30 protein-coding genes and 2 riboswitches are annotated in these 25755 nt (G+C 37.6%); of the genes, 6 read left to right on the top strand and 24 right to left on the bottom strand.

The genetic code is table 11. The annotated features are described in order from the left end of the window. Window positions 1-133: 133 nt before the first annotated feature. The 5 genes from HNQ85_RS10950 to HNQ85_RS10930 all read right to left on the bottom strand — a co-directional run bounded on the left by HNQ85_RS10950 (window position 134) and on the right by HNQ85_RS10930 (window position 4732). On the bottom strand, window positions 134-1747 hold the full coding sequence (locus HNQ85_RS10950; RefSeq protein WP_181537759.1) for an MDR family MFS transporter: 1614 nt from the start codon (window positions 1745-1747) through the stop codon (window positions 134-136). Further along, window positions 1740-2216: a MarR family winged helix-turn-helix transcriptional regulator gene (locus HNQ85_RS10945; RefSeq protein WP_246326853.1), complete on the bottom strand. Its 477-nt coding sequence runs from the start codon at window positions 2214-2216 to the stop codon at window positions 1740-1742. Before HNQ85_RS10945 ends, HNQ85_RS10950 begins: the two co-directional genes overlap by 8 nt. Before the next feature lie 539 nt (window positions 2217-2755). Continuing rightward, window positions 2756-3076, bottom strand: coding sequence for a quaternary ammonium compound efflux SMR transporter SugE (gene sugE, locus HNQ85_RS10940; RefSeq protein ID WP_181537758.1), 321 nt, complete (start codon window positions 3074-3076; stop codon window positions 2756-2758). 60 nt (window positions 3077-3136) lie between these two features. Next, window positions 3137-3240, bottom strand: a riboswitch (guanidine-I (ykkC/yxkD leader). 240 nt (window positions 3241-3480) lie between these two features. Continuing rightward, the gene (locus HNQ85_RS10935; protein ID WP_181537757.1) at window positions 3481-4257 is read right to left on the bottom strand and encodes a hypothetical protein; all 777 of its coding nucleotides are present in this window, start codon (window positions 4255-4257) and stop codon (window positions 3481-3483) included. Between the two features lie 16 nt (window positions 4258-4273). Further along, on the bottom strand, window positions 4274-4732 hold the full coding sequence (locus tag HNQ85_RS10930) for a flavodoxin (protein ID WP_181537756.1): 459 nt from the start codon (window positions 4730-4732) through the stop codon (window positions 4274-4276). A 174-nt stretch (window positions 4733-4906) separates the two neighbouring features. Here HNQ85_RS10930 and HNQ85_RS10925 point away from each other — a divergent pair, with 174 nt between their 5' ends. Further along, window positions 4907-5062 carry a DUF1540 domain-containing protein gene (locus HNQ85_RS10925; RefSeq protein WP_181537755.1) on the top strand — a complete coding sequence of 52 codons (156 nt, stop codon included), beginning with the start codon at window positions 4907-4909 and terminating at the stop codon, window positions 5060-5062. Between the two features lie 261 nt (window positions 5063-5323). Here the strand turns inward: HNQ85_RS10925 and HNQ85_RS10920 are convergent, their stop codons facing one another. The 5 genes from HNQ85_RS10920 to HNQ85_RS10900 are packed head-to-tail and all read right to left on the bottom strand — an operon-like array spanning window position 5324 to window position 9006. Then, window positions 5324-6361 (bottom strand): ABC transporter permease, encoded by a 1038-nt coding sequence (locus tag HNQ85_RS10920; protein ID WP_181537754.1) that lies wholly within the window; start codon window positions 6359-6361, stop codon window positions 5324-5326. After that, window positions 6358-7239, bottom strand: a complete 882-nt coding sequence (locus HNQ85_RS10915; RefSeq protein WP_181537753.1) for an ABC transporter permease subunit — start codon at window positions 7237-7239, stop codon at window positions 6358-6360. The genes HNQ85_RS10920 and HNQ85_RS10915 overlap by 4 nt, the downstream gene beginning before the upstream one ends. A 24-nt stretch (window positions 7240-7263) precedes the next feature. Further along, complete coding sequence (locus HNQ85_RS10910; RefSeq protein ID WP_181537752.1) at window positions 7264-7776, bottom strand: hypothetical protein; 513 nt, start codon at window positions 7774-7776, stop codon at window positions 7264-7266. 22 nt (window positions 7777-7798) lie between these two features. After that, window positions 7799-8464: a hypothetical protein gene (locus HNQ85_RS10905; protein ID WP_181537751.1), complete on the bottom strand. Its 666-nt coding sequence runs from the start codon at window positions 8462-8464 to the stop codon at window positions 7799-7801. Next, window positions 8461-9006 (bottom strand): RNA polymerase sigma factor, encoded by a 546-nt coding sequence (locus HNQ85_RS10900; protein WP_343046506.1) that lies wholly within the window; start codon window positions 9004-9006, stop codon window positions 8461-8463. The genes HNQ85_RS10905 and HNQ85_RS10900 overlap by 4 nt, the downstream gene beginning before the upstream one ends. A 263-nt stretch (window positions 9007-9269) precedes the next feature. Here HNQ85_RS10900 and HNQ85_RS10895 point away from each other — a divergent pair, with 263 nt between their 5' ends. Further along, the gene (locus HNQ85_RS10895) at window positions 9270-10127 is read left to right on the top strand and encodes a phosphotransferase (RefSeq protein ID WP_181537750.1); all 858 of its coding nucleotides are present in this window, start codon (window positions 9270-9272) and stop codon (window positions 10125-10127) included. Window positions 10128-10189: 62 nt separating this feature from the next. Then, entirely contained in the window at window positions 10190-10678 is a 489-nt protein-coding gene (locus HNQ85_RS10890) for a DUF6141 family protein (protein WP_220129193.1), read from the top strand. Window positions 10679-10710: 32 nt separating this feature from the next. Here the strand turns inward: HNQ85_RS10890 and HNQ85_RS10885 are convergent, their stop codons facing one another. From HNQ85_RS10885 to HNQ85_RS10870, 4 genes are all read right to left on the bottom strand, one after another. Beyond that, the gene (locus HNQ85_RS10885; protein ID WP_181537749.1) at window positions 10711-11136 is read right to left on the bottom strand and encodes a DoxX family membrane protein; all 426 of its coding nucleotides are present in this window, start codon (window positions 11134-11136) and stop codon (window positions 10711-10713) included. Between the two features lie 78 nt (window positions 11137-11214). Beyond that, window positions 11215-12072 (bottom strand): VOC family protein, encoded by an 858-nt coding sequence (locus HNQ85_RS10880; RefSeq protein WP_181537748.1) that lies wholly within the window; start codon window positions 12070-12072, stop codon window positions 11215-11217. Window positions 12073-12103: 31 nt separating this feature from the next. Beyond that, complete coding sequence (locus HNQ85_RS10875) at window positions 12104-12739, bottom strand: NAD(P)-dependent oxidoreductase (RefSeq protein WP_181537747.1); 636 nt, start codon at window positions 12737-12739, stop codon at window positions 12104-12106. A 110-nt stretch (window positions 12740-12849) separates the two neighbouring features. Continuing rightward, complete coding sequence (locus HNQ85_RS10870; protein ID WP_181537746.1) at window positions 12850-13290, bottom strand: Rrf2 family transcriptional regulator; 441 nt, start codon at window positions 13288-13290, stop codon at window positions 12850-12852. 203 nt (window positions 13291-13493) lie between these two features. Between HNQ85_RS10870 and HNQ85_RS10865 the strand changes: the two genes are divergently transcribed. After that, on the top strand, window positions 13494-14060 hold the full coding sequence (locus tag HNQ85_RS10865; RefSeq protein WP_181537745.1) for a glutathione peroxidase: 567 nt from the start codon (window positions 13494-13496) through the stop codon (window positions 14058-14060). 266 nt (window positions 14061-14326) lie between these two features. On the opposite strand, the gene HNQ85_RS10860 is transcribed toward HNQ85_RS10865, so the two are convergent. Further along, entirely contained in the window at window positions 14327-14668 is a 342-nt protein-coding gene (locus tag HNQ85_RS10860) for a 2Fe-2S iron-sulfur cluster-binding protein (protein ID WP_220129192.1), read from the bottom strand. 101 nt (window positions 14669-14769) lie between these two features. On the opposite strand from HNQ85_RS10860, the gene HNQ85_RS10855 reads away from it, so the two are divergent. Beyond that, window positions 14770-15234, top strand: a complete 465-nt coding sequence (locus tag HNQ85_RS10855; protein WP_181537744.1) for a hypothetical protein — start codon at window positions 14770-14772, stop codon at window positions 15232-15234. 46 nt (window positions 15235-15280) lie between these two features. Here the strand turns inward: HNQ85_RS10855 and HNQ85_RS10850 are convergent, their stop codons facing one another. Together HNQ85_RS10850 and HNQ85_RS10845 are read right to left on the bottom strand one after the other, a co-directional pair. Beyond that, on the bottom strand, window positions 15281-16132 hold the full coding sequence (locus tag HNQ85_RS10850) for a family 1 encapsulin nanocompartment shell protein (protein ID WP_181537743.1): 852 nt from the start codon (window positions 16130-16132) through the stop codon (window positions 15281-15283). Window positions 16133-16147: 15 nt separating this feature from the next. After that, the gene (locus HNQ85_RS10845) at window positions 16148-16735 is read right to left on the bottom strand and encodes an IMEF encapsulin system ferritin-like cargo protein (protein WP_181537742.1); all 588 of its coding nucleotides are present in this window, start codon (window positions 16733-16735) and stop codon (window positions 16148-16150) included. 449 nt (window positions 16736-17184) lie between these two features. Between HNQ85_RS10845 and HNQ85_RS10840 the strand changes: the two genes are divergently transcribed. Beyond that, window positions 17185-17361 (top strand): hypothetical protein, encoded by a 177-nt coding sequence (locus HNQ85_RS10840; RefSeq protein WP_246326852.1) that lies wholly within the window; start codon window positions 17185-17187, stop codon window positions 17359-17361. Between the two features lie 81 nt (window positions 17362-17442). Here HNQ85_RS10840 and HNQ85_RS10835 read toward each other — a convergent pair whose 3' ends face one another. The 7 genes from HNQ85_RS10835 to HNQ85_RS10800 all read right to left on the bottom strand — a co-directional run bounded on the left by HNQ85_RS10835 (window position 17443) and on the right by HNQ85_RS10800 (window position 25610). Next, complete coding sequence (locus HNQ85_RS10835) at window positions 17443-18618, bottom strand: hypothetical protein (RefSeq protein WP_181537741.1); 1176 nt, start codon at window positions 18616-18618, stop codon at window positions 17443-17445. A 31-nt stretch (window positions 18619-18649) separates the two neighbouring features. Continuing rightward, window positions 18650-18739, bottom strand: a riboswitch (cyclic di-GMP riboswitch). 213 nt (window positions 18740-18952) lie between these two features. Then, window positions 18953-21115, bottom strand: coding sequence for a YhgE/Pip domain-containing protein (locus tag HNQ85_RS10830; protein WP_181537740.1), 2163 nt, complete (start codon window positions 21113-21115; stop codon window positions 18953-18955). Window positions 21116-21136: 21 nt separating this feature from the next. Next, a complete protein-coding gene (locus HNQ85_RS10825) occupies window positions 21137-21715 on the bottom strand; it encodes a TetR/AcrR family transcriptional regulator (protein ID WP_181537739.1) in 579 nt (192 codons plus the stop codon). A 227-nt stretch (window positions 21716-21942) separates the two neighbouring features. Beyond that, window positions 21943-22305, bottom strand: coding sequence for a VOC family protein (locus tag HNQ85_RS10820; RefSeq protein WP_181537738.1), 363 nt, complete (start codon window positions 22303-22305; stop codon window positions 21943-21945). Between the two features lie 64 nt (window positions 22306-22369). Further along, complete coding sequence (locus HNQ85_RS10815) at window positions 22370-23185, bottom strand: AraC family transcriptional regulator (RefSeq protein WP_343046505.1); 816 nt, start codon at window positions 23183-23185, stop codon at window positions 22370-22372. Between the two features lie 861 nt (window positions 23186-24046). Next, window positions 24047-25129, bottom strand: a complete 1083-nt coding sequence (locus tag HNQ85_RS10805; RefSeq protein ID WP_181537736.1) for a hypothetical protein — start codon at window positions 25127-25129, stop codon at window positions 24047-24049. Window positions 25130-25199: 70 nt separating this feature from the next. Then, window positions 25200-25610, bottom strand: coding sequence for a nuclear transport factor 2 family protein (locus tag HNQ85_RS10800; protein WP_246326851.1), 411 nt, complete (start codon window positions 25608-25610; stop codon window positions 25200-25202). Window positions 25611-25755: the final 145 nt, after the last annotated feature.

The following is a 25755-nucleotide window of genomic DNA, read 5'->3' as shown; positions in this document are numbered from 1 at the left end:
ATTTATCCGACCCGCCCTTCCCGTTTAGGAAATTCGTTTCGCTTCTTCATGGCAGCCTATCGCCAACTTCATAATAAAAGAGCTGACCCATAAGTGTCTGAACTTTGCACTTGGGTCAGCATCTTTTATCTCTCTATTCTAATCCTTTATTCGCCTCTTTCGCATTGCGCGAGATGGTAATTTTGCCGACAAATAGAGAAAGCAACATTCCTAGTCCAACAAATACTAGACCATACAAGAATACACTGCTTAACGCTTCCACTAACGTCGTTTTTAAAACTGGAATGAACGCTTGCTGCATAGCTTGCGGAATGTTTTTCAACGCTTCTGGAGTTAAAATAGCCGAATACAGTCCTTGCGGATTCGTATTAATCATATTTTCAAACTGTTCCGCCATTCCGTGGGCTTGCGGTGGAATTTTTTTCAATAATGGAACAAATTTTTCATTCAATAAATCGGTTGAACGATGGTTCATGACCGCTCCTAAAATTGTCGCACCGAATGTACCCCCAATTTGTCGGAAAAATTGACTGGAGGAAGTGACAACGCCAAGCTGCGATTTCGGGAACACCTCTTGAAGCGCGAGCGTAATAACCGGAGTAACAAGCCCGAGACCGAATCCTAATACAGCCATAAAGCTCATGGCCACTAATTTTTTCGTGTCGACATCCATCGTTGATAACAAGAAGAACCCTGCTCCCTCTAATATCATGCCGATGATAATTTGCAGGCGCACACCAATTTTTTGCACAAGTTTCCCGCCGACAACGCTCGCTATAATCATCGCCAACATCATCGGAAACATCATTGTCCCTGATTCCGTAGGACTCATACCGATAATGCCTTGCATGAACAACGGTACGAACATAATCGCACCAAACATTCCTACTGACATGAGAAAGCCAATACCGTTTAAAAGGACAAACGTTTTATTTTTAAACAAATACATTGGAAGAATCGGCTCACTTGCCTTTTGCTCTATAAATACAAAACTAATTAAAAAGACGGCCGACGCTCCAAGCAAAGAAAAAATTTGCCATGATGTCCAATCATACTTATCGCCGCCAAGCGTTAAAGCAAGCAGCAGCGAGACAACGCCGGCAATCATCGTGAACATTCCACCAATATCAAGCTTTACAGGGCCTTCCGCACGGTGATTTGTAAGTCCAATACTAATTAAAATCACCGCAAGAATTCCGATCGGAAGATTAATATAAAACACCCATCTCCAGTTTAATGAATCGACAATCCATCCGCCGACTTGCGGACCGAGGATAGATGCTAAACCAAATACTCCTCCGAACACACCTTGCCATTTTGCCCGCTGTTCGCCGGTAAAAATATCACCGATAACAATCATCGCCATCGGCATCATCACGCCACCGCCGATACCTTGCAATGCTCGGAAGAAAATCAACTGGTTCATCGAATCAGCCATGCCACACAGAGCAGAGCCAACAATAAATATAATTAGTCCTGTTACATAAACGGATTTTCTTCCAACTAGATCAGCCAATTTTCCGGCAATCGGGACAACCGCCGTGGAACTGAGCATGTAAGCAGTCGTCAGCCACGCCATCACTCCGAGTCCGCCAAGTTCCCCGACGATACGCGGTAGCGCAGTTCCGACGATGGTTCCATCAAGCGCCGCAAAAAGCATCGCCACAAGCAGCCCAGCAATTAAAATACTGCGCTTAGAGTTTTCACTGTCTAGATTAGTAGCGGTTGATACTTGTTGATTACTCATCTACCGATCTCTCCTTTTTCTCTTGAAAATCATGTTGTTCCGTAACAATGCCTGCAATTTTCTCAAAAAGTTGCACAAGCAGTTTCAATTCTTCGGGCTCAAGATGGCTTAAATGCCGCTGAATGGTCCGTTTGCGCTCTAGTCTTACTTTTTCAAACGTTTCAGCGCCCAAGTCCGATAACTGAATATACACCACTCTGCGGTCACTTTCATCTCGCTTGCGCAACACAAGCCCGCTTTTGTACAAGCGGTCAACCATTGTCGTGATGGCACTTGGCTTTACCATCATATCCTCTGCTAATTCCGTAACGGTACATCTTCCCTTCTTGGAAAGGACATTTAGAATAAAAAATTGCGGCCCGGTTAATCCCATCCCTTTTTCAGCCATCTCTGCCGCGAACTTTCTTCCCGTTATTGAAAAAGCATTTTGCAACCGCTCAATATACGCTTCAAAATCTTGTTGGTTCAACCTGAATCCCCCCCAATACCTTCATCACTTTCTACCCAATTATATCCTTTCCTTATTAAAAATTTATTAATATAAATATTTAACGGTATTAAATATATATCATGTTAAATATTTTGTCAATTAAATAATGAAACGAAACACTTCTTACTTTGATAAGTTCTTTACAAAGACCTTATTTCTCAACATATTCAAAAATTACTTTGGACTATTCACCGCTCTACAAAAATGCTTTTTTAACAATAGTACTTGCTTAAAATCGGTATCTATTCTTTCAATGCTCACTTTATAAAGAAAAAGAAATGTTGGTAGATTCTAACCGCCTGATTCTCACCTACAGTCTTGAAGAAGAGAACGGCGAATTGATTGAGTGAACAATTCTTTTCGATACCGAGGAGTGGTTACCGGGTAGTATAGAACAGTGAGTGTTTTATACGATGAAAATTAGAAAGTCCCGCTTCCGTCTCCTTCAGAAAAATAACATAAATATAGAGTTAGGTTCACTTAAACAAAAAGCAGGCTTCTCCCTGCTTTTTGTTTGTTTATTGTCCTGACGTCAGTTTCAAACCAATAAGCCCGACCAAAATAAACAGCAAAAAGATTATCCTCCAAGCGTTCACAGGTTCATTTAGAAATACCATGCCAATAATAACGGCTCCGACAGCGCCAATTCCTGTCCATACGGCATACGCCGTTCCAATTGGCAGCACTTTTGTCGCCAGCGATAAAAAGTAAAAACTAATAATCATGCCCGCAATCGTGATAACAGACGGAACAAGCCGTGTAAACCCCATTGTATATTTTAAAGCGATGGCCCACACGGTCTCAAAAATGCCGGCTATCATTAAATAAAGCCATGCCATATCAACTCGCTCCTTTCACTCAAAATAAAAAAGCCACGAAAGAAATATCCATAAAGACATTCCTCCCGGGCTTTTGTCCCTCCGTGTACACAGTCAATTCTGTGCGTTTTCTCTCGGTCGCAGACTAGCTGTTTAACAACCACGGAACCCTAGAAAACTTGCCGATATAATGAATTCACGTCCATTTTATCACACACCTAATAAGCAATCAACTTTCCTAATCAAATCGACTGATTGATCGGACGTATTCCTTTTCTGCCGATCCTCTGCTTATTTTAACCACTCCTAAGATAATTATAATGTTTGTCCATTAAGAAAATAGCTGTTTGTTACATCCAAGTGCTTAGTCGTTAAAAAGATCGTCGAAATAACTCTTCAAGATGATCCGTCTATTTATGAATGATTCAGTTTAATTTTCTACGAACGGTAAATTCCTGTTTACCAACATTCTGGCAATCCACATAGAGGGGACAGCTCGCACATCTCCTGTCTGGCGAGTTTTTTATATAATTACTAGGCTCTTTCATCACTTCTTTTACTAATAATAAATAATTTAAAGAATCTTTATAATCATTTTCTGTAGGAAAATACTCATACACCTTCCCAGATAATACAGAATAAAACTCCATTTTTTCGGGAAGCTTTTGGAACGCTGTCCTCGACACAACGATTGCCATATGTTTAAAAGCCTCAACCACCTCCATTTTGTCAGAAACTAAAAATTTTCGTAAAATGTATGATTGGTTTGTCCATTCACCAACGTCGAATACCATAGACAAATGAATTCCTATTTCTTCATTGAAGACACGGAACTTTTCATATAAAAACAAAGGATGTTGGAGATTTTTGTGATCCATTAACATTTTAAGTAAATGATCCGTCATTTTAGCCGTCACTTCATAATAATGCCGTTTGGACTCAAAAACATTTACCCCTACCCTTCTCCATTTCCAATCAATAAGATGAAATAATGTAAATAGGGAACGCGTTTTAGGATGGATTTCAAAAAATTGTTTAACGATCTGATTTACAACATACTGAGTGATTTGAAACCAATCGTATTGTTGTTTTACCGCCTTTAATATGTCCTGATAATAAAATTTAAATGAACAATTCATAAACTTTTCTAAATGATCATCCGTAAGTGTCTTAATGGAAATATAGCTCCCTTTAATAGACATATCTTGTCCCCATCCATTAACATTCCTCTGTCTCTAGTACACCTTGAACAAAGCGCTTCCCAAAATTTTTACATTTTTCCCTTTCCTCATTTGTTGGCGCTAATTCGATTTTCAGCCCTTCTAAAATAACATCAGCACCGATCTCTTTTAATTTGTCTATAAGAATATCAACAGCCGCTCCATATTTCTCATAGTTTGAATCGCACGAACCAAATACAGCTGCTTTTTTCCCAGATAAATCTAGTCCATCCATATCATCATAAAAATCAAGGAAATCGTCTGGCAGCTCTCCATCTCCCCATGTATAGGCACCTAGAAGAATCCCCTCATACTCTTCTAATTCCTTAGCATCAGCATCTAAAACTTCCTTTACTTCCAAATCGATTCCCTCTTCTTGAATTCCTTCCGCAATCGCGTTTGCAATTTCTTCTGTATTTCCCGTCATACTCGTATAAACCATAATAAATTTTGCCATCATGCTCCCCCTCTTAAAATAAAAACGATAATCATTATCAATTAAATTTTATTTGATAAAGATTATCATTGTCAATTAAAATATTAAACTTATAAATGTATATTCGTTTGTTAATACGTGAATAATTTAATTGCGGTTATCTCTATAACCAATTAAAAGGAGGAAGATTCCAATATGGCAAAAGATGTTTTATGTGAGGTCAACAACTGCAAATACTGGGAACAAGGAAATAAATGTAGTGCGGAGTCTATTTATATAGTAAGTCATCACGGAAAAGAGGCGTCAAATAGCAAAGAAACCGACTGCAAAACATTCGAGCCTGTCCATTAATGGCTTCATAAAAGCTACAAATGGATTTAGGAACAAAGGACTATGAGAAAAACAGAAATTCGTAGGTGCGCTTAAAGGAAGCATTATCGAGCACTTTTCCTAAACTAAACACTTATTTATGCTGATTGAAACAAACGAAAAAACGTTATTTTATAGAGGGAGCTATCCCATCACCATCCAGTTAAGAAAATCATTTTTGATGGGGCTGACTCAAAAGCAAAGTGTCAGACCCATCAATACAATATAGTTACATAACAATAGTTATAAACTACTCGATTCATACTGCCGAACATCCTTTTTATGAATAAAGTCAAATGGCTGTTTATCGTTCCAATCACTTTGTGTATTGCTGTGAAGTTCATGAAACGTTACATACTTTCTTTCCGATAACACTTGCTCGATTCCCTTCGCAATTAAGTTAAATGCAAAAATCGAAACGCTGAACGCTATACATGGACCGAGCACAATCCACTGATCAAGCATAAGTTCGCGGTATGACAGCCCGATCAGACCAGACCACTCGTTTGACAGTGACAATACGGCTTTTTCCGGCTTAAAGATATCTCCTTTTACTACCTCCTTGATACCGCCAACTAATACACCGAGAACCCCGAGATGAACAAGCAAAAGCAATGTTTGGACCGTTTGCTGGACGACATACAACAATAGGCGCGGGCGCAAATAAGGGATAACATGTTTTCTTAATAAATGGAGATTGCCCGCACCAAGCAAACGGGAGCAATCAATAAATTCGTTTTTCAAGAAAACGCTTATTTCATTTCCGATTAATCCTGTCAATATCGGCAACGCGGCAACAATAAGAATAACCATTTGCAATGGCATACTCGTTTTACCTGATCCCGTTTCCAAAGCGGCTAACTGTAAAGGAACTAAAAACAACAATGTCAAAAAAATGATGGGGATAAAACGATATGCGCGAATAACTGCATCTACCAACGTACGAAAACGGGATAAGTAAAATGCATAAACAATTCCGCTTAAAGTCCCGAGCAGAACACGAAAAATACTGACAACAAGCGCTATGGCAATCGTATATTTTGCGCCGTCCACTACTTTCCAAAACACATCTTCCCCGTAGCGATCCACTCCAAACGGGTGCTGCCAGCTTGGCGGATAAGGTGCTTTATCAATTAAACGATTGTTATCGTCATACAGCATAAATTCAGGAGTTGGAATGATTTCTTTTAGATAATAAGAATATAAGAAACTTATTACAAGCAATCCCCCGATTAACGTTATGCCAAATAAAAAAAGACGATTACAAAACAATCGGATCATCCGCTCACATCCTTTTCACCCGTCATGATAAAAACTACACGCTTGCTGAGCCAATCAATGAGATAAAAAGGCAAAAACAAAAACGTTAAACTAATTGCTACAATGTCGGCTTGATGCAGCTGCATGCGCAAAAACGCCATAAACCCGCGCATGTTAAACAAAAATTCGAGAACAAGCAAATTCGAAAGCATAAACCAAAAATAATATTGCATGTTTGAAACGACATGAACGACAACGTTGCGAAACAAATGGTGAAACCAAATATGATGCTTTGATAATCCTTTAGCGCGAGCCAATTCCACATATGGCTTTTTATATTCTTCAGAAACCGCCAGAATCATTGTTTGAAATAGAAAGATAGATGGTAAAATCGACAATGTTAAAATGGGCAACACATATACTTTGTCCATACCAGCGATCGGATCAATAATGAGCCATCCTGTTTGTTTAAAAATCCAAATGATAGATAGCTGGATAGCAAAAATAAAGACAACATCCGGAATGGATTGAATGAAAAAAAGAAGGGAACTGATCCATTTTTTTATCTTTTTCGGCAAAATAAAATATATATATGACAAAGACGCTGCTATAAAGAAGGAAACGCAAAAAGCCGAGAACAGGATTATTAGCGAATAAGGATAATACTCACTTATAATATAAAGAAAATGCTCTGTTCTTGACTCCCCTATTTGGACAGTCAGCGTATCCATATGGAGAAAACCGTTTGCAATTTGTATTAGTTTTTCTAAAAAAAGATAGAAACCTTGGAGGCTTCTGAAAAACGGAATGCTTGTCGCCAAAGCGACAAGCAAGGAAATGATACATACTGTCATAAAGATTTCCACAAAAGGCTTCACCCATCGCCAAACTTTTTCCATACATTCACCTACTTAATATTACATTTAAGGTTTTGGAAGTTTTGCTGGCATTTCCTTTGAAAGAATCGTTTGTTGTCCGATCGAGATTCCATCATTGGCGAAAATCCGATCATACAACATAATTCCCCGATAACGTTTTCCGTTTCGTTTGTATTCAACAACAATGTCGCTTTTTTTAATATTCTCTCCTTTTTTACCATATACCCTTTCGACATGCTTCGGCTGCAATTCCGGTAAAAACGCCACGGAAAGCTCATATTCTTCGTTGAGAACCGGGCGTTTCAACACAATCGAAAACGTTCCATCTTTTGCTACTTTTTCCGTTACTTCTCTCGCTGTTTGTCCTCCTTCTTCTTTTAGTGATGCTTGAATGACCGCACCTTCAGGCAAATTGCTTTGTCCATTTACAACAACTTTTTCGGCAAATGTTTTCACCGTTCCTGAAAGCTGAATGTCTTTTTCCATACTAGCACGGCTGCAGCCGACTGAAAATAAAACTAACATTCCAACAACGAGACAAAATTTCCAGCTGTTCAATTTTTTCATCTCTCCTCAAAAATTAATTTTTCGGATAATCGCGCAATTGTGATGATAAAAACGTATCCTGTCCTGCAGTAGTACCCTTAATCCCTAAAATCCAGTCATATAGTTTCAGCCCGCGATATGTCATGCCATCTTTTCCGTAAGTAAACGTAGCATCGCCTTGTTCTATTTGTTCCCCACGCTCTCCGTATATCTGTTGAATAGACTGAGGCTGAAGCTCCGGCAAAAAAGCGACAGAAAGTACATAATCACGTTCTATAACAGGACGTTGAAGCACAAAAGTAAAATCCCCCCTTTTATCTACTTTGACCGTTTCCTTTAGCACAACTATTTTGCCTTCAGCATCTTCTGAAAGAACTGCTTGAATAACCGCTCCTTCCGGCAAGTTGCTCTGTCCTCTTATTACAATTTTTGTAGATAAACCTATTACAGAACCTTTCATTATGATTTCTTTTTGTCCAGAGGTAGCCGTATTTATTTGTTCTTTCATAAATAACTGCTGCGGTTGAATGATAAGAATCGCTAACAATACAGCAGTTACAAGCGCGATACGGTAGGAAACAGCTTGAATCGCTTGTTTTCGCTTTGTCTTCTGCCAAATCGATTCAAAAGAGATAGACGGCTGTTGATTCTTTCCCCACTCCTTAAATAACCTCCTTAGTTTTTCCTCTTCACGCTTCATACCGAATCCTCCATGAAATAAAATAAATGTTCTTCCTTTGCTTTTTTTCGCAGTTGCGTCAATGCCGTATGCAGCCGCGATTTGCACGTACCGAGCGGAACGTCTAAAATTTCCGCGATTTCTGGAAGAGTTAACTCTAAATAATAGTGCAAAATGAGAATTTCCCTGCTTTTTTGCGACAGTTTATTGACAAGCTCCCACAGTTCATTTAACTCGGCTTTATGCAAATAAACGGACTCAAGTGAGTCATACGAATGATCATTTGTTAGCTTACCAGCTTTAAATAAGTTATAAATCTTTTGTTTTTTCAAATAGTTGCGCGTCACATTGATGGTAATTTTATAAATCCAAGGCTTAATCGGCTTCGCTTTGTCATATGTATGAAATTTGGTATAAATACGAACAAACGTTTCTTGAACAATATCATCCGCATGCGTGCGCGAACGCGTTAAAAATAATGCGGTACGGTACACATACTCCCCGTATTCGCGAAATAATTGCTCCGCCTCATGTTTGGATAATTGAAACTCCACTTTTTTCACCTCGCTCAGCCACCTATAGGCGATCAACAATAAATCCATTCACTTTATATACAATTGCCAGAAGCAAATAGTTCGGTTAAAAAATAATTTTTTTCATTTCTAACAAATTATAACATCACAAAAAAATAAAAAAGGCGATGTGTATGAAACATCACCACTAAAATAAAACAAACAGCAGTGAAAATATGATTGGCTAAAAAAGGATTCGCTATCCTTTTTGAAGAACATACATGATGGACAATCATAAGTAAGAAGGGATTACAATGAACATGCAAAAAACGATTTCCGATTTAATCGCTAAAGAAATACTTCCTGACAATTTTATCGAGTATAAACAGCTTGCTGGAGGAACATCGAGCAGCTTAGCGGTTATTTGTTACAACGACAACGCGAAATACGTCATTAAGACCAACGAGCCGCAAGTCATTGAGGCAGAATCTTATTTTCTCGATTATTACCGGGACATTTCCCTGCTTCCAGACCTTTTGTACGTCGACCCATCTCACCAATATATCGTTTATACATTCATACAAGGAATAACCGACTACCCAAAGAAAAATAAAACAGAGATGCTGAAAACACTTGTCCAGCAGCTCATTAACCATTATAAACCTGCCCCTAACTCTAAAAAATGGGGTTGGGCGGACGACCTAACAGATTCATGGGAAAGCTTTCTCTTACGTAAGGTACGTGATGCTAAAAAAGTTCTCCATTCCATTTTAAGCGAAGAAGATTTTCATATAGTCTGCCAATTTGTTAATGATACGAAACGGCAGAGTTTTATCGATGAGCCGTTTCTCTTGCATGGAGATTGCGGCGTTCATAATTTTATTTTCGCAAAGAAACAGTTGCGCGGAGTAATTGATCCAACTCCCGTTTACGGACCGCCGCTTTATGATTTGATTTATGCCTTTTGTTCTTCGCCTGACAATTTAACGTTCGACACAATCAAATCAGCAGCAGATCATTTCGTTTTTGGAAAACCAAGCGATGAACTCTTACATAAAGAAGTCATCATTGGACTATATCTTCGTATAGCAACAGGCGTAAGACATCATCCTCACGATTTGAATAAATATTTGCAGGCATGGAGTTATTGGAAAAATCGTATTAGCCATTAGTTTTTTATTCGAAACCTGAAAACTCTTGAATTCGTACATATAAATAAAAGGGAGTGATGTTTATGAAAGTATACATTCGCGAAGTACAAAAGGCACCATGGTATTTTTTTGTACCTATTATTCTTGTCACGGGTTTGATTTGGTATGGATTTATTCAGCAAATTGTATTCGCTATCCCTTTTGGAACGAATCCTGCCAGTGATACAGAAATATGGATTCTTTTAGTCGTATTTGGAATTTTGTTTCCCATCTTCTTTTTGTCGATACAATTGACTACGGAAGTTCGGGAAGATGGTATCTACGTCCGTTTTTCTCCTTTCGTTTCCCGCTTTCTCCCTTATAAAGACATAAAACAGGTGGAAGCCTGCACATACAATCCTCTATCCTACGGTGGCTGGGGAATCCGCTGGAGCCCGAAAAAAGGCTGGGCCTATAATATGAGAGGAAATAAGGGAGTACTAATTGAATTAAAAAACGGAAAACACCTGCTCATTGGATCCGAAAAGCCGGAAGAGCTTGTACGCCATATAAAAATAATAAAAACACGTTAAATCACCTAGATCTAACGTGTTTTTTGTGTGCATTAAGCACTTTTATTTGTATCAACGACCGCTCTATCTTTTATCCATCGGTCCACAGAAAACGGCTGTTGTTCACTAAGCGAAAGATAAATAGCCATCGCCAATAAAGCAAGATCAAACTCCCAGCCTGCCGTCTCGCCATTTCCTAAAAAGCCAGCAGCAAGCTTAACTTTTACAATCGCACCGACCATTAACAAAGCAAATAACACAGAAACGAGTCTTGTTCCTATACCAATGATTAAGGCCATACCGCCAATGACTTCAAGCAAAGCTACTCCGTATGCCATAAATCCCGGTAAACCAATACTGCTGAACCACCCAGCGATATTGTCAATACCACTTTGAAACTTTACAATGCCATGCACCAAAAAGATAATCCCTAACGTTATTCGTAAAACAAACCCTCCAAAATCTTGTTTATTTACCACTAAAAACGACCTCCTTAAAATTATTTTTATTTAATAAATCTCTAAATAGAGATAATTATTTAAAAAAAATAAATGATGTTATTTCACTTTCAGTTGAATTTGATTACCCGACAGATCTTTGACAAGTGCCGTTTTCTCTGCAAACTCAGCTGTTACTCCGATATTTTTTAGCTGTTCAACAATCTTTTTCAGTTCATCCTCATTCGGTAATATAACGGAAAATAAACGCAAGCCAACTGCATTCTCTGGCGGTTGTGGTGCACCAACTCCAGCCCACGTGTTAAGACCAATATGGTGATGGTAGCCGCCTGCCGATACGAATAGTGCATGGTTTCCCATTCTTATCGTTGCTTCAAATCCTAGTCCATTACGGTAAAATTTATCTGCTTCTTGAATATCAGCAACATGCAAATGAATATGACCGATTCGTGTTCCGCTTGGAAGACCTGCCCAAGGAATATCTCCTGCCTCAGCAAGCAATCCGTTCACATCCAGCGGCTCGGTAACTCCTTTATACTCGCCGCTTTCTGTTTTCTCCCACTCTTCTTTTGGTCTGTCGGCATAAATTTCGATTCCGTTACCGTCCGGATCAGCAAGATAAACCGCTTCACTAAATTGATGATCAGATGCGCCTTGCAGTGGATAACCTTTTTGCAGTAAATGAAGAAGAGAACGCGCCAGGCTTGCACGGTCAGGAACTAAAATGGCAAAATGATATAATCCTGTTGTGCTCCGTGGTTTTCTTACCGCATCCTTTCTCTCCTCAAGCACTAATAAAGGTGTCACTCCATCAGCGGTAAGTGTGACGATGTTTTCTTCTGTCGCTAAGACTTGAAACCCAATTATTTCGCGATAAAATTGAGTAGAACGTTCAAGATTAGACACGATTAAATGAACGTGTCCAATCGTGGCATCCGGATGAATGGCTTTACTCATTGTTACTCCCACCTTTTTATAAACTTTGATTTTAATACGCCACCGTAAATCTCATGCGGCTGAAGCGTGAATTTTCTACTTCATCCAGCATCGCAACCGCATAATCTTCTGCGGATATACGGCTTTCTCCTTTTTCGTTCACTACTAATTGATCAATACCTGTTCTGTATGTTCCCGTTCTTTCTCCAGGTTCAATGAAAGCTGCCGGGCTTACATTCGTCCAATTCAATTCTGTTTCTTGGCGGTAGATTTCTAATGCATCACGATGTGCGAGTGCAATTGGTTTAATAAAATCAGGAAATTCCGGTGTATCTACAAGCTGTACTCCCGGTGCCACTTCTAAACTTCCCGCTCCGCCAACAGCTAACAGACGAGGAACTCCTGCGCGTTTAACTGCGCTAATTAGTGAACGAGTGGCCTCCACTAATGTTTCTTCTTTACCAATTTTTGGTCCGAATGCGCTAATAACTACATCATGCCCAGCTATCGCATTAGTAAGACTTTCGACATCAAATATGTTGCCAACTACCGTATTCACTTTACCGCTTCCGTCAACCTTGCGAGATGGATCACGAACAATTGCCGTTACTTCATGACCTCTTGCTAAAGCTTCCTCTAATATGCACTTACCAATCATTCCTGTAGCTCCAATTAATGCAATCTTCATGACACCCCTTCATCCCTTTCTATACTTAATTATTTTGAAAAATGGAGGTTTCCCTTCAGTAGCACCACGTTGTAACTAAAATTGTTACAACAATCTTAAAAAAAATTAAATTATTGTTTTCCTTGTTCAATCTGTTTAGCTAAATTATTGACTAATTCTTCTAAGCTGATTTCTTCTAATATTTTTTCCATTGCTGCTTGTGCGCGAAGCAAAATAATTTCGAGAACAGCTTGAATATTCGCCCCTACCGGACAATTTGGGTTAGGATGCTCGTGAAATTGGAACAACTCTCCCTCTTCCACTACTTCCACTGCCCGATATATATCAAGCAATGTAATTTCCTTTGTCTCTTTCAAAAGATATGCCCCACCTGTTCCAGGTCGCACATCCACTAAACCAGCTTTTTTTAATTTCCCAATAATTCTGCGAACAACTACAGGGTTTGTGTTGACACTCCCTGCAATCCATTCTGAAGTGCAATGTGCACTGGGTTCTAACGCTAACAAAGATAAAATGTGTACGGCTACTGTAAAACGACTACTGATTTTCATATACTGACCTCCATGTAACCATTATAGTTACAACAAAAACGAAATGTCAAGTTGCAGTCATTCCCAATTTCTTATCAAATAATAAATGTTTGTCGCAGTCTTTATTTAAGAAAACTCCGAAACAAATCATTTTACATTTTAACAATAATATTAAATAATAATTAATATAAATTAGTAAAAGGTATAAATAAGGAGAGGAATATATGTCCATCTATCATTTTGAAGTAAAAAAGGCTAATGGTCAAACTATCTCATTATCTGATTATAAAGGAAAAGTGCTTTTAATTGTCAATACCGCTAGCAAATGCCGCTTTACCCCTCAGTTTCAAGACTTGCAGAAGCTTTATGAAAAATATCGTAACGATAATTTTGAAATTCTCGGCTTTCCTTGCAATCAGTTTGGTGAACAAGAACCAGGAAGCAGTCAAGACGCCATTACCTTTTGTCAGCTCAATTACGGTGTAACATTTCCGATATTTGCAAAAATCGAAGTGAATGGCAGCAACACTCATCCATTATTTCAATATTTAAAGAAAGAAGCTCCGTTTAGAGGTTTTGACGAAACAAGCGCAACTGCAAAGATTTTAAAACTAATGATTTTGGAAAAAGCACCGGAATGGTTAATCGGCGATGAAATCAAATGGAATTTTACAAAATTCCTTATTGACCAAAATGGAAACGTGATTCGTCGATATGAACCGAATGAAGAACCTGTAGATTTTGAAAAAGACATTGCCGAACTGCTCGCTTCATCGATGCAAAATCATTAAAAGTACTTTACTCAATAGCATAAATAATGGCCTGCTCCATTTGCTGAAGCAGGTCATTGTTGTTTTGACTTAATCTTCGTGTTCCTCTTCACGTTTTTCTTGTTAATACAACATTCCTTACGAAAGTAGCGGAATTTTACAAAACTTAACAACAAAAAATGATTAAATACCTCTTCTAAAATAAAAATAGACAAAGTCCATCATCATCTTAAATATTAAAACTACGATTGAAAAAACAGCCTATGTATCAAAGGAGGGCTAATAAATTACTTGATTCTAGCTTGACATGCTAAACGCATGTTTACATCTCGGAATTTTTCCAACTCTCTTTTCGTTCTCGGATATAATACATTCTGTCCCTCAATAACTTCAACCGCACACTTCCCACATGTTCCCTTCCTGCATTTATAATCTAGAGGTATCCCTTGCTTTAAGGCACTATCGAGCAGTAACTCATTTGAAATAGGTAATAACTTAAAAGATTGATTATTTTGTTTTATTTTAATAACACTTCGCATCGTCTTACTTTCAATTACACTAGAAAATTCCGCGATCTCTATTCTCTGTTTATTTTTTATTAATGACCCCACGGTTAATCTTCTCTCCATATAACATAAACCCTCCTAAAATTACCACTCAATTTTGAAAATGAATATCATTTACAACTTAGTTGAGAATTGTTATCATATACAAGAAAGGAGGAATCTTTGTGGGTATCCAAATTAATGGTTTACGGGATATACATGCGATTTTATCCAATCAAAGAAAACTTGGCGGAGTCATTGAAACCTCTTTTCTTCGTCTTCGTTCAGGAGAAGAATATCCATACGCTTGTATTACTCATGTAGACCATTTAGGTTCAAATTATTATTCCATTGGCTTTGTAACAAATGAAGGAAAAAAAATAATTGTAAACGTTAACGAAGTGAGTGTCATCTCCTCTCCGGAACATAAGAAAATAGCCGAATTAAAAAATGTAGTATATAAAAATTTGATGATTAAAGAAAAGTTCAAATACTTAAAACGTCTTTTCGATGTCCATCAAGGAAGTTATACCATTCACTTTCTAAAAGAAGTAAGAATGATCCTTGATGATATAGGCTTTGATATTCCTGACCCAGAGTTATCTTCCATGATTTCGAAAATAAAAGATCAATTCAAATCAATTGCATAAATTTCAATATAAACAGCAAGCGCTGTTTATATTGAAATTTATGGTTTTATTCTCCCTCTGGATCTTCTAACGTACAGATAGCGCTTGGACGTTTTATTCTCGGTACAACTGACTCATAAACACGGAAAATATAATTCATGTTCTCGACATCTAAAAACACCGTTTGAAAATCTACGGCAATAGCTAAGTCTATATTTTGTTTTCCAACATCAATCACTACACCTCTTTTGCCCTTAATCACTGGTGTTTGATAAATACCTGCAGGCATTAACTCTCTAATATGTTCAATTTCCAGTACATGGGTCCCCTCATGAACTCTATGAATGAGAGCATACAATTCAGGTGAAAGGACTAAAGCATATGGACCTGTATGTCCTAGTTGCAATAGTTTATTTCGGGCTTCCACCACATCGGCAAAAGCGTTTCCTGATTTCATCCAGTCGCTACGTATGTGAGCAATCTTTCCTTTTACATTCATAATCCCAGGAAGATCAAATGGAGTAGATCCATTAAAAATTAAATCATCCTCTAGTAATGCACACTGCTGAGCAGCATTTGAAGCGGCTGAAAAGTCAATAGGACTAGCAAGCTGTTTCGCCAGTTGAATATCACGCCAATACAAAATAAAGTCTTTATGTATAAGCGGAATCGTCAAATGCACACGACGTGTTGGCTCTGAAAGATTTAGTTCTCCACCATGAAAGCTGATTTCCCCACTTTCAGGGTTTTCATATACGTCATTCGCAACGGATTGAACTCCTTCACCAAGTGGTCCATATATATCAATAAATCTTCTGCCTACTAGTTGCCTCCGAGCACTATCGATGACTGTTTGATCCAACTCTCTCCATTGTTCACTACTTAACGTAGATTCAGAATAGATTATTGCTTTATCCATCGCTTGTTCTCCTCCCTACATATTTTTTAAACTACCCACAGTTAGATACAGAGTTCTTAAAGTAGTTTGTTGAATCATGTTTTGATTGCCTGTTGTATACTCCTGTATTTTTAAATGCTCCGACTGGTTCTCTTTTTCATCTGTAGGCACTGAAGCTGCAAAGTGAACAGGTGCATCAAGCTCTTTGTTCAATGCCTCAAATGTATATTTTATTTTTTGATAATCCTCAGCCGTCATATTTCTTAATGATTCAATAGTCTCCTGATATTCCGTATCCTTATAGTGAAAAAGGGATAAATCAAGGTGCTCTAAAAAATTATGTAGACCAAACTTTTCAAGACTAATGTCTTGCAGTAAACGTAGGAAATCACCATTTCCTTTCGAAACAGCAGACCTGTTTTGAAGTTGCGATTGCAGTTTCGGTAGCAGCGCTTCCAAACGATCAAAACGATGTTCTTCTTCCTCGTAAATATGATGCCAATACAAACGTTCATGGTCATCTTTTGCTTGTTCAATCGCTGGAACTAAAATGTCCTTAAACTTACTCAGTGCATCTTTTGAGCGAACTAAAATATCTTGTATCTCCATGAGATTTTCAATCAACAAAATCCCTCCAAGCTCTAGTCTTTTAAGGTAATTTTTTTAACCATCTTTTCCACATTTAAATGTATATAAACCTTAACTTTAGCAAAATATATGATGTTAACCCACTATTTTAACGTATGACGTAGGTTAGAAAGGTATAAGAATGTAGCTGTCTTGATGAAGTATAACTTGTATCAAAACATGCCCAGAAATGATAAAACGGCAGCTCATTTATCTGCCGTTTACTCCGTACTCAATATTCCATCTGCAACCTTTCTTAGAGCGCATACAAGATCGATTAACGTTTTGTTTTTTTACCGCCTTATTCTCCAGAACTAAATTTGAATGAACCTTTCCTCCCTACAATTCGCTTAGAGGAGGGAGACTTCTCGTAAAAAACGTTAAAGAAAGAAGCTCTGTTTAGAGGATTTGATGAAACAAGCGCAACTGCAAAGACTTTAAAACTAATGATTTTGGACAAAGCACCGGAATGGTTAATCGGCGATGAAATCAAATGGAATTTTACAAAATTCCTCATTGACCAAAACGGAAACGTGATTCGCCGATATGAACCAAATGAAGAACCTATAGATTTTGAAAAGGACATTGCCAAATTGCTCGCTTCGCAGATGCAAAATCATTAAGAGTACTTTACTCAAGGAACAATTCCATATCATAAATAATGACCTGCCTCATTTGCTGAAGCAGGTCATTGTTGTTCTTAATTATTCTTCATGTTCTTCTTGTTGCTCGTCTTCATGTTGTTGCTCTTTTTCTTCTTGTTTTCCATCTTCATGCTCATGCTCTTCATCTTTAGGTTCTTCTTGTTTTGGTTTTTTTGGTTTTGCTGGCTCTTTTACTTCATTTTCTATTTCAATCTTTATTTTTGTACCGTTAAAAAATTTCGCTTTTACTTCAATTTTGACAAAATCATCGATGCCTAATACTTCCTGAATCCGTGCAATCATCTCACTTTGTTTTTCATTTGGCAAAAGCGCTAGCTCTTGGACAAGCTCATGAATATTTTTACCTAGCAGAGTGCCTGTTTCGTCCTTAATTTTTGCTTCGAAAGCACCATCTTTGAACTCATACTGAATTTGAGTTTTCTTCCCCTTCAATGTTTTAATTTCAATCTTTAATTCTCTTAATTGATTTAAATCTTGCACTCCATCCTTATTTTTATCCTCAGAGCCGTCACGCACGCCGTCATTATCACTGTCTTTGTTTAAAGGATTTTGGCCAAGCTCTAACTCCACTTCGTTTGTCAATCCATCGCTGTCTAAGTCTTCGTCTCCATCAACAATGCCATCTTTATCAGAATCGCTTACATTAGGGTTTAGATGTAAGTCAAATTCCTTTTCGTTTGTTATGAAATCTAAATCCTTATCTTCCTGTCCATCTTTTATGCCATCTTTATCGGAATCACTAATAACTGGACTGGATTGCACAATAAATTCCTCGATGGTAGCTAACTTGTCTCCATCGTTATCTTCCATGGAATCGAGAACTTTATCTTTATCAGAATCACTTAAAGCAGGATTTAGCTTCGCTTGCAATTCCTGCAAATTTGTTAACTTATCTTTATCGTAATCTTCATTTCCGTCTTTTACCTTATCTTTATCTGTATCCGCTGATAACGGATTGAAGTTTAATTGATATTCAATTAAGTTATTTAAACCGTCTTTATCATTATCCTTTTTAGCGACATCTTTTCCTGAGCCAAGTTTGTATTTAGCTTCCCAAGAATCCGCGATGCCATTCTTATTTTTGTCAACAATAATTTGTTTTTTCTCATTTTTCGGCTTACTTTCCTTCCCCTTGGCTTCGGCCAAGCCAATGCCTTGTCCAAAGAGCAGGGCAAAAGCTAATCCACCCACAAGCAGTTTTTTCTGTCTTTTCATTTCATTCATCTCCCTTTACTGAATTTTTACTTTCGGCAGCTGGCTGGCATAGCAGGTCTCCCTCGCCTTAGCCCCTATAGCTTTGCGACACTAGTTTTCACTAGCTTTGCCTTTATCGTTGTACTATTCAGTAAAGAATAAATACAACGTCCTACTTTAAATATAAATTTTTTTTAGAATTATTCCATAGTCTAAAAACACTAGATTTTTAGCAATTTAAACCTCCAGTTTGACGATTATCCACTTAATTTGAAGCAAGCTTATTAAAAAAGTGATATCCGATTGGATATCACTTTTTTCGATTCCCCTATTCGCTTAACTGGCTAAATGATGATTAATGGACAGGAGCTGTTGGACTTTTTCTATTTTGAATGAGGCATGTGACCCAGATGATTAAAGCCGCACCAACAAGATAAGAAAGTAAAATCAACGTTTGTTGTTGTAATTGAGACCAATCCCCTAATGAAATGACATCTTGAAATCCTCGAAGCGAGTAAGTCATTGGCAGGCATTGACCGATGCTTCTCATAATTGGAGCATTTAATTCCATCGGGAATGTTCCTCCACATGTTGCAAGCTGAAGAATTAAGAGCGTAATAGCGGCAAATTTTCCAACCAGTCCAAATACCGTCGCTAGCATCAAAATAAAGGTCATAAACGTCAATGACACTAGTAAACTAAAAAGAATAAATAAAGGTATGCTCGTCACGTGTAACTTAAATACGCAAAGAATGAGCGTGTCCACAATAGCTGTTTGGATCAATCCGATTGAGTAAAATAACCCTAATTTGTTGATAAAATGGGCAGTCCCAGAAATTTCTTCCCTGCGAACGAGCGGAAGAATGTTAGCTCCCATGATTCCGCCAACGTAAAGACCTAAAGAAAGAAAATAAGGTGCAATTCCGCTACCGTAATTCGGAACATCGGTCAGTTTCGATTCGACAAGTTTCACTGGTTGTGAAAACATAGTAGTTACTGCATCGCTTGTATGAATCGTGGATGTTTTTTGAGCCGCTTCATTTAATTTGGTCGATAGCTCACTCGTCCCGTCCGTAAGTTGAATAAGTCCATTGGATAGTTTTTCTGCCCCATTATAGAGTTGCTGTTCTTTGGTCGATAACTCACTCATCCCGTCCGTAAGTCGAGTAAGTCCATTGGATAGTTTTTCTGCCCCATTATGGAGTTGCTGTTCTCCATTGGCCAGAGCCGTAATTCCTTTGCTCAAAGAGAAAAAGCCATTTTCCCACTGTGAAAAGCCGTTAGCTAGTTGCGCTGCTCCAACGGACAATTGTTTTGCTCCTTCGGTCGCTTGACTCATCTTAACTCCAAATTGTTTCATACCTTCTTCTATTTTCCCTTGTGCCGCATTTAATTTTTTTGCACCTTCGACGAGTTGAGTCTGTCCATTGTGTAACGTATTGGTCGCAACAGCTATCCCTTCAGAGATTTTAATAATCTTTTGCATATCAGCATCCTGCACAGCATCTGGATGTTTTTGAACATACTGTTCCAGTGCAGCTTTTAAGACGTTTGCTGTTTCTTCTAGTTGAGCTTGTCCTTGTTCAATCTTCACACTTCCATCTGCCCATGCTTTTGTTCCTTGAGTCAATTGATCCATACCATTTTCTAATTTTTGGTGTCCAATAGAAAGTTGACTCATACCGCTTGATAAATCCGTTGTCCCTTGTTTGAGCCTCTGGAGTCCTTGATCTAACTTTTGTGCTCCAAGAGAAAGACGATTACTTCCTTGCTGGAGTTGTGTAGCCCCATTCGTTAAACGATTGATCCCATTCGTCAATTGTACCATCCCATTTTTTACTTCTGAGGTACCCTCATTTAACTTCCTAACACCATCTGCCGCTTTACCTAGCCCTTCTGTCAATCGTGCCATCCCATTTTTTGCTTCTGAGGTACCCTCATTTAACTTCCTAGCACCATCTGCCGCTTTATCTAGCCCTTTTGCTAATTCCTGCATTTTATGAAATACGCCTTCCGTATAGGATTTCGTAATACTGTTCGCCATTTTTGTTTTCATTTCTTTCACAGCAGTACTGCTAATCTGGGACGCAACGAAGTTTTTTCCCGGATTGATTTTATACACAAGTTGTGCAGGTTGTGGGTGTTTATCCATCAACGTAGTTACCTTTTTGGAAAAATCTTCAGGAATCGTAATGGTCATGTAATACCGTCCGTCTTTTAGACCATCTTCAGCCTCTTTAGAAGACACAAACCGAAAGTTCAAATCTTTGTTTTCTTTTAATTTTTTAACAAAGTCGTCACCAGCATAAATCGCTTGATTGTCCATCACAGCCCCTTTGTCCAAATTGACCACAGCGACAGGAAGTTGCTCGAGTCGACTATATGGATCCCAATATCCAGATAAAAAGAATCCTACATAAATCAAAGGAACAATGAGCAGAAAGCCTAGTGCGATTCGTCCATGTTTATTACTTAATAGTAATTTCCAATCTTTAAAAATCAACTTTATACCATTCATGTCTGTTCCCTTCCTCTTCCATTATTGTTTTGGCGTTAATCCATTCAAGAGAAGGAGATTAATATATTGCTTGATTACTTCTTTATCCAATGGTGGACGAGTTCGATTCCACTCCAAAGTAAGGGCTATGTAAAGCCGAACAATGGCATAACTAACAATCTTCGTGTCACAGGAGACAATTTCTCCTTTCTGTATAGCATCTTGCAGTAGATGTTCGATAAAACGTTCCAATGCTTCTTCATACCTTTTTTGAGCCTTCTCGGCAACAGGAGTACCAGCAATCCGAATTTCCTGCAACAACTTGTCAAGCAATTTACTTTTTTTTCGAAAGGTCATCACCTCTTCCAAAATCATTAATATATTTTCTTGAAATGAACGTTCATGTGAAATGGCATTTTGAGCAACACGGATCACTTTAGCAATTACCCTACTAATCACTTCATCAAACAATTCTTCTTTACTTGAAAATATAGTATAAAGAGTTCCTTTACCGATATTAGCCATTTTCGCTACTTGATCCATCGTAGTCCCTTTATACCCAAAGAGAGCAAAGGCTTCTGCAGCGGATCTGAGAATAGCTGTTTTTTTGTCTGTTGTCATATATTTCTCCTCTATCTTTTGACTAAAGAACTAAAGTTTAAATATAGTCAATATTGTCGTAAATTATATTTAATAACACTATAAAAAATATGTCAATATTTTTTACCCCTCGATTCATCTCAACAAACGTTGTAAATGTTAGAAACAGAAGTCTTCTCACAAAAGAAAAACGCTGCCATGATCATGGCAGCGTAGCGAAGAATCCATTATAAGTACAAAATGATTTTTTATCCTTTTAGCACAAATTCATTTCCATCGATATCCTTAAATTGCACAAATGTGCCCCATTGCATTTTTTGCGGTTCTCCTAAAAATTCTACACCTTTAGCTTTCATCGTTTCATATGTACCTAGCACATCTTCACACTCAAACACAATAGACGGCTTTCTCTCATTCCAATCTTTCATCATCGCTTTTGGGTAAATAACTAATGCTGTTTGTGCACCTTTAGGAGCTATCTCTAACCAAAAGGCATTCGGTCCCATTGGATGCTCAGCGACAACTTCAAACCCTACTTTTTCCGTCCAAAACTCTTTGGCTTTTTGCTGGTCTTCTACATAAATAGCGACAGTCGCAATTCGTTTAATCATAAAAGTTTCCTCCCTCTATACATATGTTTTAACTTGTCCATTTGTAATGTATCATATTTTTGACTCACTCATCTTGTAAAAAAACGATATCATTTTTCATATGGTTTCCCCTCGTAGCAAGCATACTGTTTTTAAACTCAATAGGTGTGATTCCAAGATACTTTCGAAAGTCTTTTGAAAAATGCGAGTAATCGTAATAACCATAATGAAACGCCAAATCCATTACATCCATCTCTGGATGTTTCCGCAAGTGTTCCCTTGCGGCATTAAAACGGTAAATGGTTGCCATTTTCTTTGGAGAAAATCCGACAAACTCATTAAATTTGCGTTCTATCTGCCTAAGCGATAATCCTGTTAACTGTTCGATATTTTGTAATGGAACCATTCCGTTTTCTTTCTCAACCCACTTTGCTAATTCAGAGATAGGATGATAGGAAACTGTATGTAGCTTTTCTAATAGAAAATGTTGCAATACGGAAATCGAATCCTCTAAACTTGCTTCAAACAAACGTTCTTCCAAAATTTCAGCATCCCGCCCAATTAAATCTGATAAAGGAACGATTTGGTTTCGCAAACTGTTCATCGAAATACGGAAAAATGGTGCGAATCCCCCCGGATGAAACCTCGCACCAACCAACCTAATGTTTCCAAAGGAGGTTAAATTTATATAGTTCGTTAATGGACCAATAAGAAAACTACAAGAAATGATTTCATTTTTGGAATTTATATATCGGGCACCAAAATGAAAAAGTAACTCAACATCCCCTTTTGCCCATATTACCTCACCAGGGCCAAATTGTTTATAATCACGTTCTAAGTACCAAAAACACTTTATAAAGGGAGCTAATGCGTTCGTTGGCTTCAATTCCCGGTATATCATCGTATTTTCATCAATCCTTTTTAATTCATTTTCGGCTCCTTTACCTGTTGTTGTTTGTACTTCTAATACCTGACCTAATCCATCACTTTCTTTGTTTGAACATTAGGATAAAAAAATGGCCAACCCTTAGTTTTAATAAGAGTTGACGTTTCTTTTTATCTGCTTTTCACCAATAGTTCCGCTGCTTCTTTTACAAGGTGCTCCGTTTGTTCACCTTTTTCGATATTACGATACCTCTTTCTGATCGTTTTCATCACATGGGCATTCTGTTAAATAGTAGCTTGTGACATGAAAACCTCTATGAAGTAGAAACCGTAGCCCTAGGTTGCGCTCTAATTCGTCTGAGGCAATAACATGAATCGGTCGATTCGGAATTTCTTTATAGAAACGTTTTAAATAAGCATAAGGAATATTCAATGAACTTGAAACAGGATTCTTACTTGTTTCAGTGTAATCTCGGATATCTAGCACGATTATATTATTATCTTTTGAATTATTTATCTTTGATACACATGGAATCCAATTAACTGGATAATAACGTCTATATACACTTACGATTAAAATTATAAGCATTATTATAAACATATACAACAACACCACCACCTTTGTGTGTTGATCAAACTATCTATATTTTTATCTTTTATCTATCATTACATATACATGTAATAGTATATGCCAAAGCGAATTTTAAGAGTAACTTCAATTACCCACGTATGTATATAAAAAACTCTCTACCTAGTCGTCAACATATTTGACTATACTAATCTTATAACACTCTATCTAGCGGATAAAAAACGTAGGTAAGAAAGAAATATCCGATTCAATCTCACCTACTTCGTGAAATAAGCAGAAGTCCTTTGATCATTTAAGAGTTTGTAACTTTTTCCGCGTTTCTTCTCTAGTTAATATTTCATAATCAAGAATAAACTTAGAGTAAGGGAGATAACGAATAACAAACCATCTATGTGAATATTCCTCCTTAATATCATCCGGCATAGAAAATGTCACATCATCCACCACGACCTCCCAATAGTCTGGACTTTTACGGGCGGAATGAAATTCAAACTTACTCGGTACTCCTTCAGCCACTTTATATTCGTGTTTTAAATAAAAAGGTAAATCAACCCATTCATGAGAAAGTAGCATCATAATAACTGTTATCCCAAGTTGAATATAACGCTGTAACCCAAATTCTTTGCGAAACAGGATTATCATACAAACGAGTACGAGTATTATAATTGGAAGGGTTTTGACCAAGTACGGAAAAACGAAAGAATCTGAAGTTACTATTGAAACGATTAGAAAAATGAACCAGGTAATATTAAGTATTTTACCGAATCGACTTAGTTTGGCATTGATGTCGAGTAGAAGATCGGAATCTCCAAATAAGAATTTTCGAATTCGTTTTGACAAGGTATTCTCCTCAGGTTGAGGAATATGTTCATTATTCGTCTCCCATTTTTCGCCATCATATTGAATGGATAGTTCCGGTTGAACTTCTTTAATGCTTTTATTAATCGCCACACGGGAGATAGTTTCAGGAATAATAAACTTATGTGTCTCTCCATTTGTTAGTGTAAATAAAATTGTTCCGTTATCTCGGAATCCTGTATGAAAGGTTGCTGCTGTATTTATAACAATGTTCTTTATTTCCAGGCTGTTAATGGAAAAGTTATGCTCTTTCTGTAACAGTTCAGATACTTCGTTGTTATTGACCTTATTGTCATACTCGGCTTCTAAAGCAGTCTGCTTCTTTTCTGTTTTTTTCAACCAATACCAAAATAAAATTTCGAACAGTACCGGAATTTGCTTTTCATATGCATAACGGTTGTGAAATTGACCGCCGATTTTAATAAAATAAAAAGAAGTATCGGTAACGTAAACCTTATAAAAAATGTCGAATTTCGTTAATCTCGGTTTAATCAGGTAAAAACTGTGAACCATATGATGCACTACACCTTTTTATGAAGTAATTTTCTACTGTTGTCATCTGTTCATTCCACTAGAATGATATTTATTTACCGACAGCACTATTAAGGTGCTGCTGAAGGTGTTCTTGATAAAAGACCATTTGCCACTTATCTTCTTTCCTCTTCCAAATAGAACTGCGCAATGAGTATTTCATATCTTTATGTTTGAGCACACGGTAAGTCGTTAATGCCACATCTGGTGCCAATAATTTCACTTCGAAATCCATTAACGTCATTTGAATGATGGGTTCATTTACAAGTCCATCGATAACCTGCTGTTTATTGAAAATACGACCTGAGCTTCCGAATTCTATAAAATCATCGTCAAGCAGAATCTCAAGTTCCTCTACAGATTTTCGAACTTCAGGTTGCAGTATCGTTCTTCGAGTGAACAAAGGGGTTCTTTCAATGAAATGGTTTCCATCTCCAATCCCCCCAAAGGCTTTTATAATCATTGTAACATGATGATCCCATTTATTTAGTTGATTAACATGAAAGCATTGTTGAATGATCTTGCACTGAACTAATGTTTTACAGGATATCCAAACCAATTCTTATACATTTTTGAAGTATCACTCTCAACTAGTGCAAAACCTCCTT

The sequence above is a fragment of the [Anoxybacillus] calidus genome (genome assembly GCF_013760845.1).
GTDB lineage: Bacteria > Bacillota > Bacilli > Bacillales > Anoxybacillaceae > Paranoxybacillus > Paranoxybacillus calidus.
Note: the sequence above shows the minus strand (reverse complement) of the source record. Positions and strands in the feature narration are given on the sequence as shown.

Excerpts from the sequence above, each read along its gene's own strand:
- HNQ85_RS10950 (WP_181537759.1), bottom strand. The coding sequence starts at position 1,747 with ATGAGTAATCAACAAGTATCAACCGCTACTAATCTAGACAGTGAAAAC.
- sugE (WP_181537758.1), bottom strand. The coding sequence starts at position 3,076 with ATGGCATGGCTTTATTTAATGATAGCCGGCATTTTTGAGACCGTGTGG.
- HNQ85_RS10935 (WP_181537757.1), bottom strand. The coding sequence starts at position 4,257 with ATGTCTATTAAAGGGAGCTATATTTCCATTAAGACACTTACGGATGAT.
- HNQ85_RS10930 (WP_181537756.1), bottom strand. The coding sequence starts at position 4,732 with ATGGCAAAATTTATTATGGTTTATACGAGTATGACGGGAAATACAGAA.
- HNQ85_RS10925 (WP_181537755.1), top strand. The coding sequence starts at position 4,907 with ATGGCAAAAGATGTTTTATGTGAGGTCAACAACTGCAAATACTGGGAA.
- HNQ85_RS10920 (WP_181537754.1), bottom strand. The coding sequence starts at position 6,361 with ATGATCCGATTGTTTTGTAATCGTCTTTTTTTATTTGGCATAACGTTA.
- HNQ85_RS10915 (WP_181537753.1), bottom strand. The coding sequence starts at position 7,239 with ATGGAAAAAGTTTGGCGATGGGTGAAGCCTTTTGTGGAAATCTTTATG.
- HNQ85_RS10905 (WP_181537751.1), bottom strand. The coding sequence starts at position 8,464 with ATGAAGCGTGAAGAGGAAAAACTAAGGAGGTTATTTAAGGAGTGGGGA.
- HNQ85_RS10895 (WP_181537750.1), top strand. The coding sequence starts at position 9,270 with ATGAACATGCAAAAAACGATTTCCGATTTAATCGCTAAAGAAATACTT.
- HNQ85_RS10890 (WP_220129193.1), top strand. The coding sequence starts at position 10,190 with ATGAAAGTATACATTCGCGAAGTACAAAAGGCACCATGGTATTTTTTT.
- HNQ85_RS10880 (WP_181537748.1), bottom strand. The coding sequence starts at position 12,072 with ATGAGTAAAGCCATTCATCCGGATGCCACGATTGGACACGTTCATTTA.
- HNQ85_RS10875 (WP_181537747.1), bottom strand. The coding sequence starts at position 12,739 with ATGAAGATTGCATTAATTGGAGCTACAGGAATGATTGGTAAGTGCATA.
- HNQ85_RS10870 (WP_181537746.1), bottom strand. The coding sequence starts at position 13,290 with ATGAAAATCAGTAGTCGTTTTACAGTAGCCGTACACATTTTATCTTTG.
- HNQ85_RS10865 (WP_181537745.1), top strand. The coding sequence starts at position 13,494 with ATGTCCATCTATCATTTTGAAGTAAAAAAGGCTAATGGTCAAACTATC.
- HNQ85_RS10860 (WP_220129192.1), bottom strand. The coding sequence starts at position 14,668 with ATGGAGAGAAGATTAACCGTGGGGTCATTAATAAAAAATAAACAGAGA.
- HNQ85_RS10850 (WP_181537743.1), bottom strand. The coding sequence starts at position 16,132 with ATGGATAAAGCAATAATCTATTCTGAATCTACGTTAAGTAGTGAACAA.
- HNQ85_RS10840 (WP_246326852.1), top strand. The coding sequence starts at position 17,185 with ATGATTTTGGACAAAGCACCGGAATGGTTAATCGGCGATGAAATCAAA.
- HNQ85_RS10835 (WP_181537741.1), bottom strand. The coding sequence starts at position 18,618 with ATGAAAAGACAGAAAAAACTGCTTGTGGGTGGATTAGCTTTTGCCCTG.
- HNQ85_RS10830 (WP_181537740.1), bottom strand. The coding sequence starts at position 21,115 with ATGAATGGTATAAAGTTGATTTTTAAAGATTGGAAATTACTATTAAGT.
- HNQ85_RS10825 (WP_181537739.1), bottom strand. The coding sequence starts at position 21,715 with ATGACAACAGACAAAAAAACAGCTATTCTCAGATCCGCTGCAGAAGCC.
- HNQ85_RS10820 (WP_181537738.1), bottom strand. The coding sequence starts at position 22,305 with ATGATTAAACGAATTGCGACTGTCGCTATTTATGTAGAAGACCAGCAA.
- HNQ85_RS10815 (WP_343046505.1), bottom strand. The coding sequence starts at position 23,185 with ATGATATACCGGGAATTGAAGCCAACGAACGCATTAGCTCCCTTTATA.
- HNQ85_RS10805 (WP_181537736.1), bottom strand. The coding sequence starts at position 25,129 with ATGGTTCACAGTTTTTACCTGATTAAACCGAGATTAACGAAATTCGAC.
- HNQ85_RS10800 (WP_246326851.1), bottom strand. The coding sequence starts at position 25,610 with ATGATTATAAAAGCCTTTGGGGGGATTGGAGATGGAAACCATTTCATT.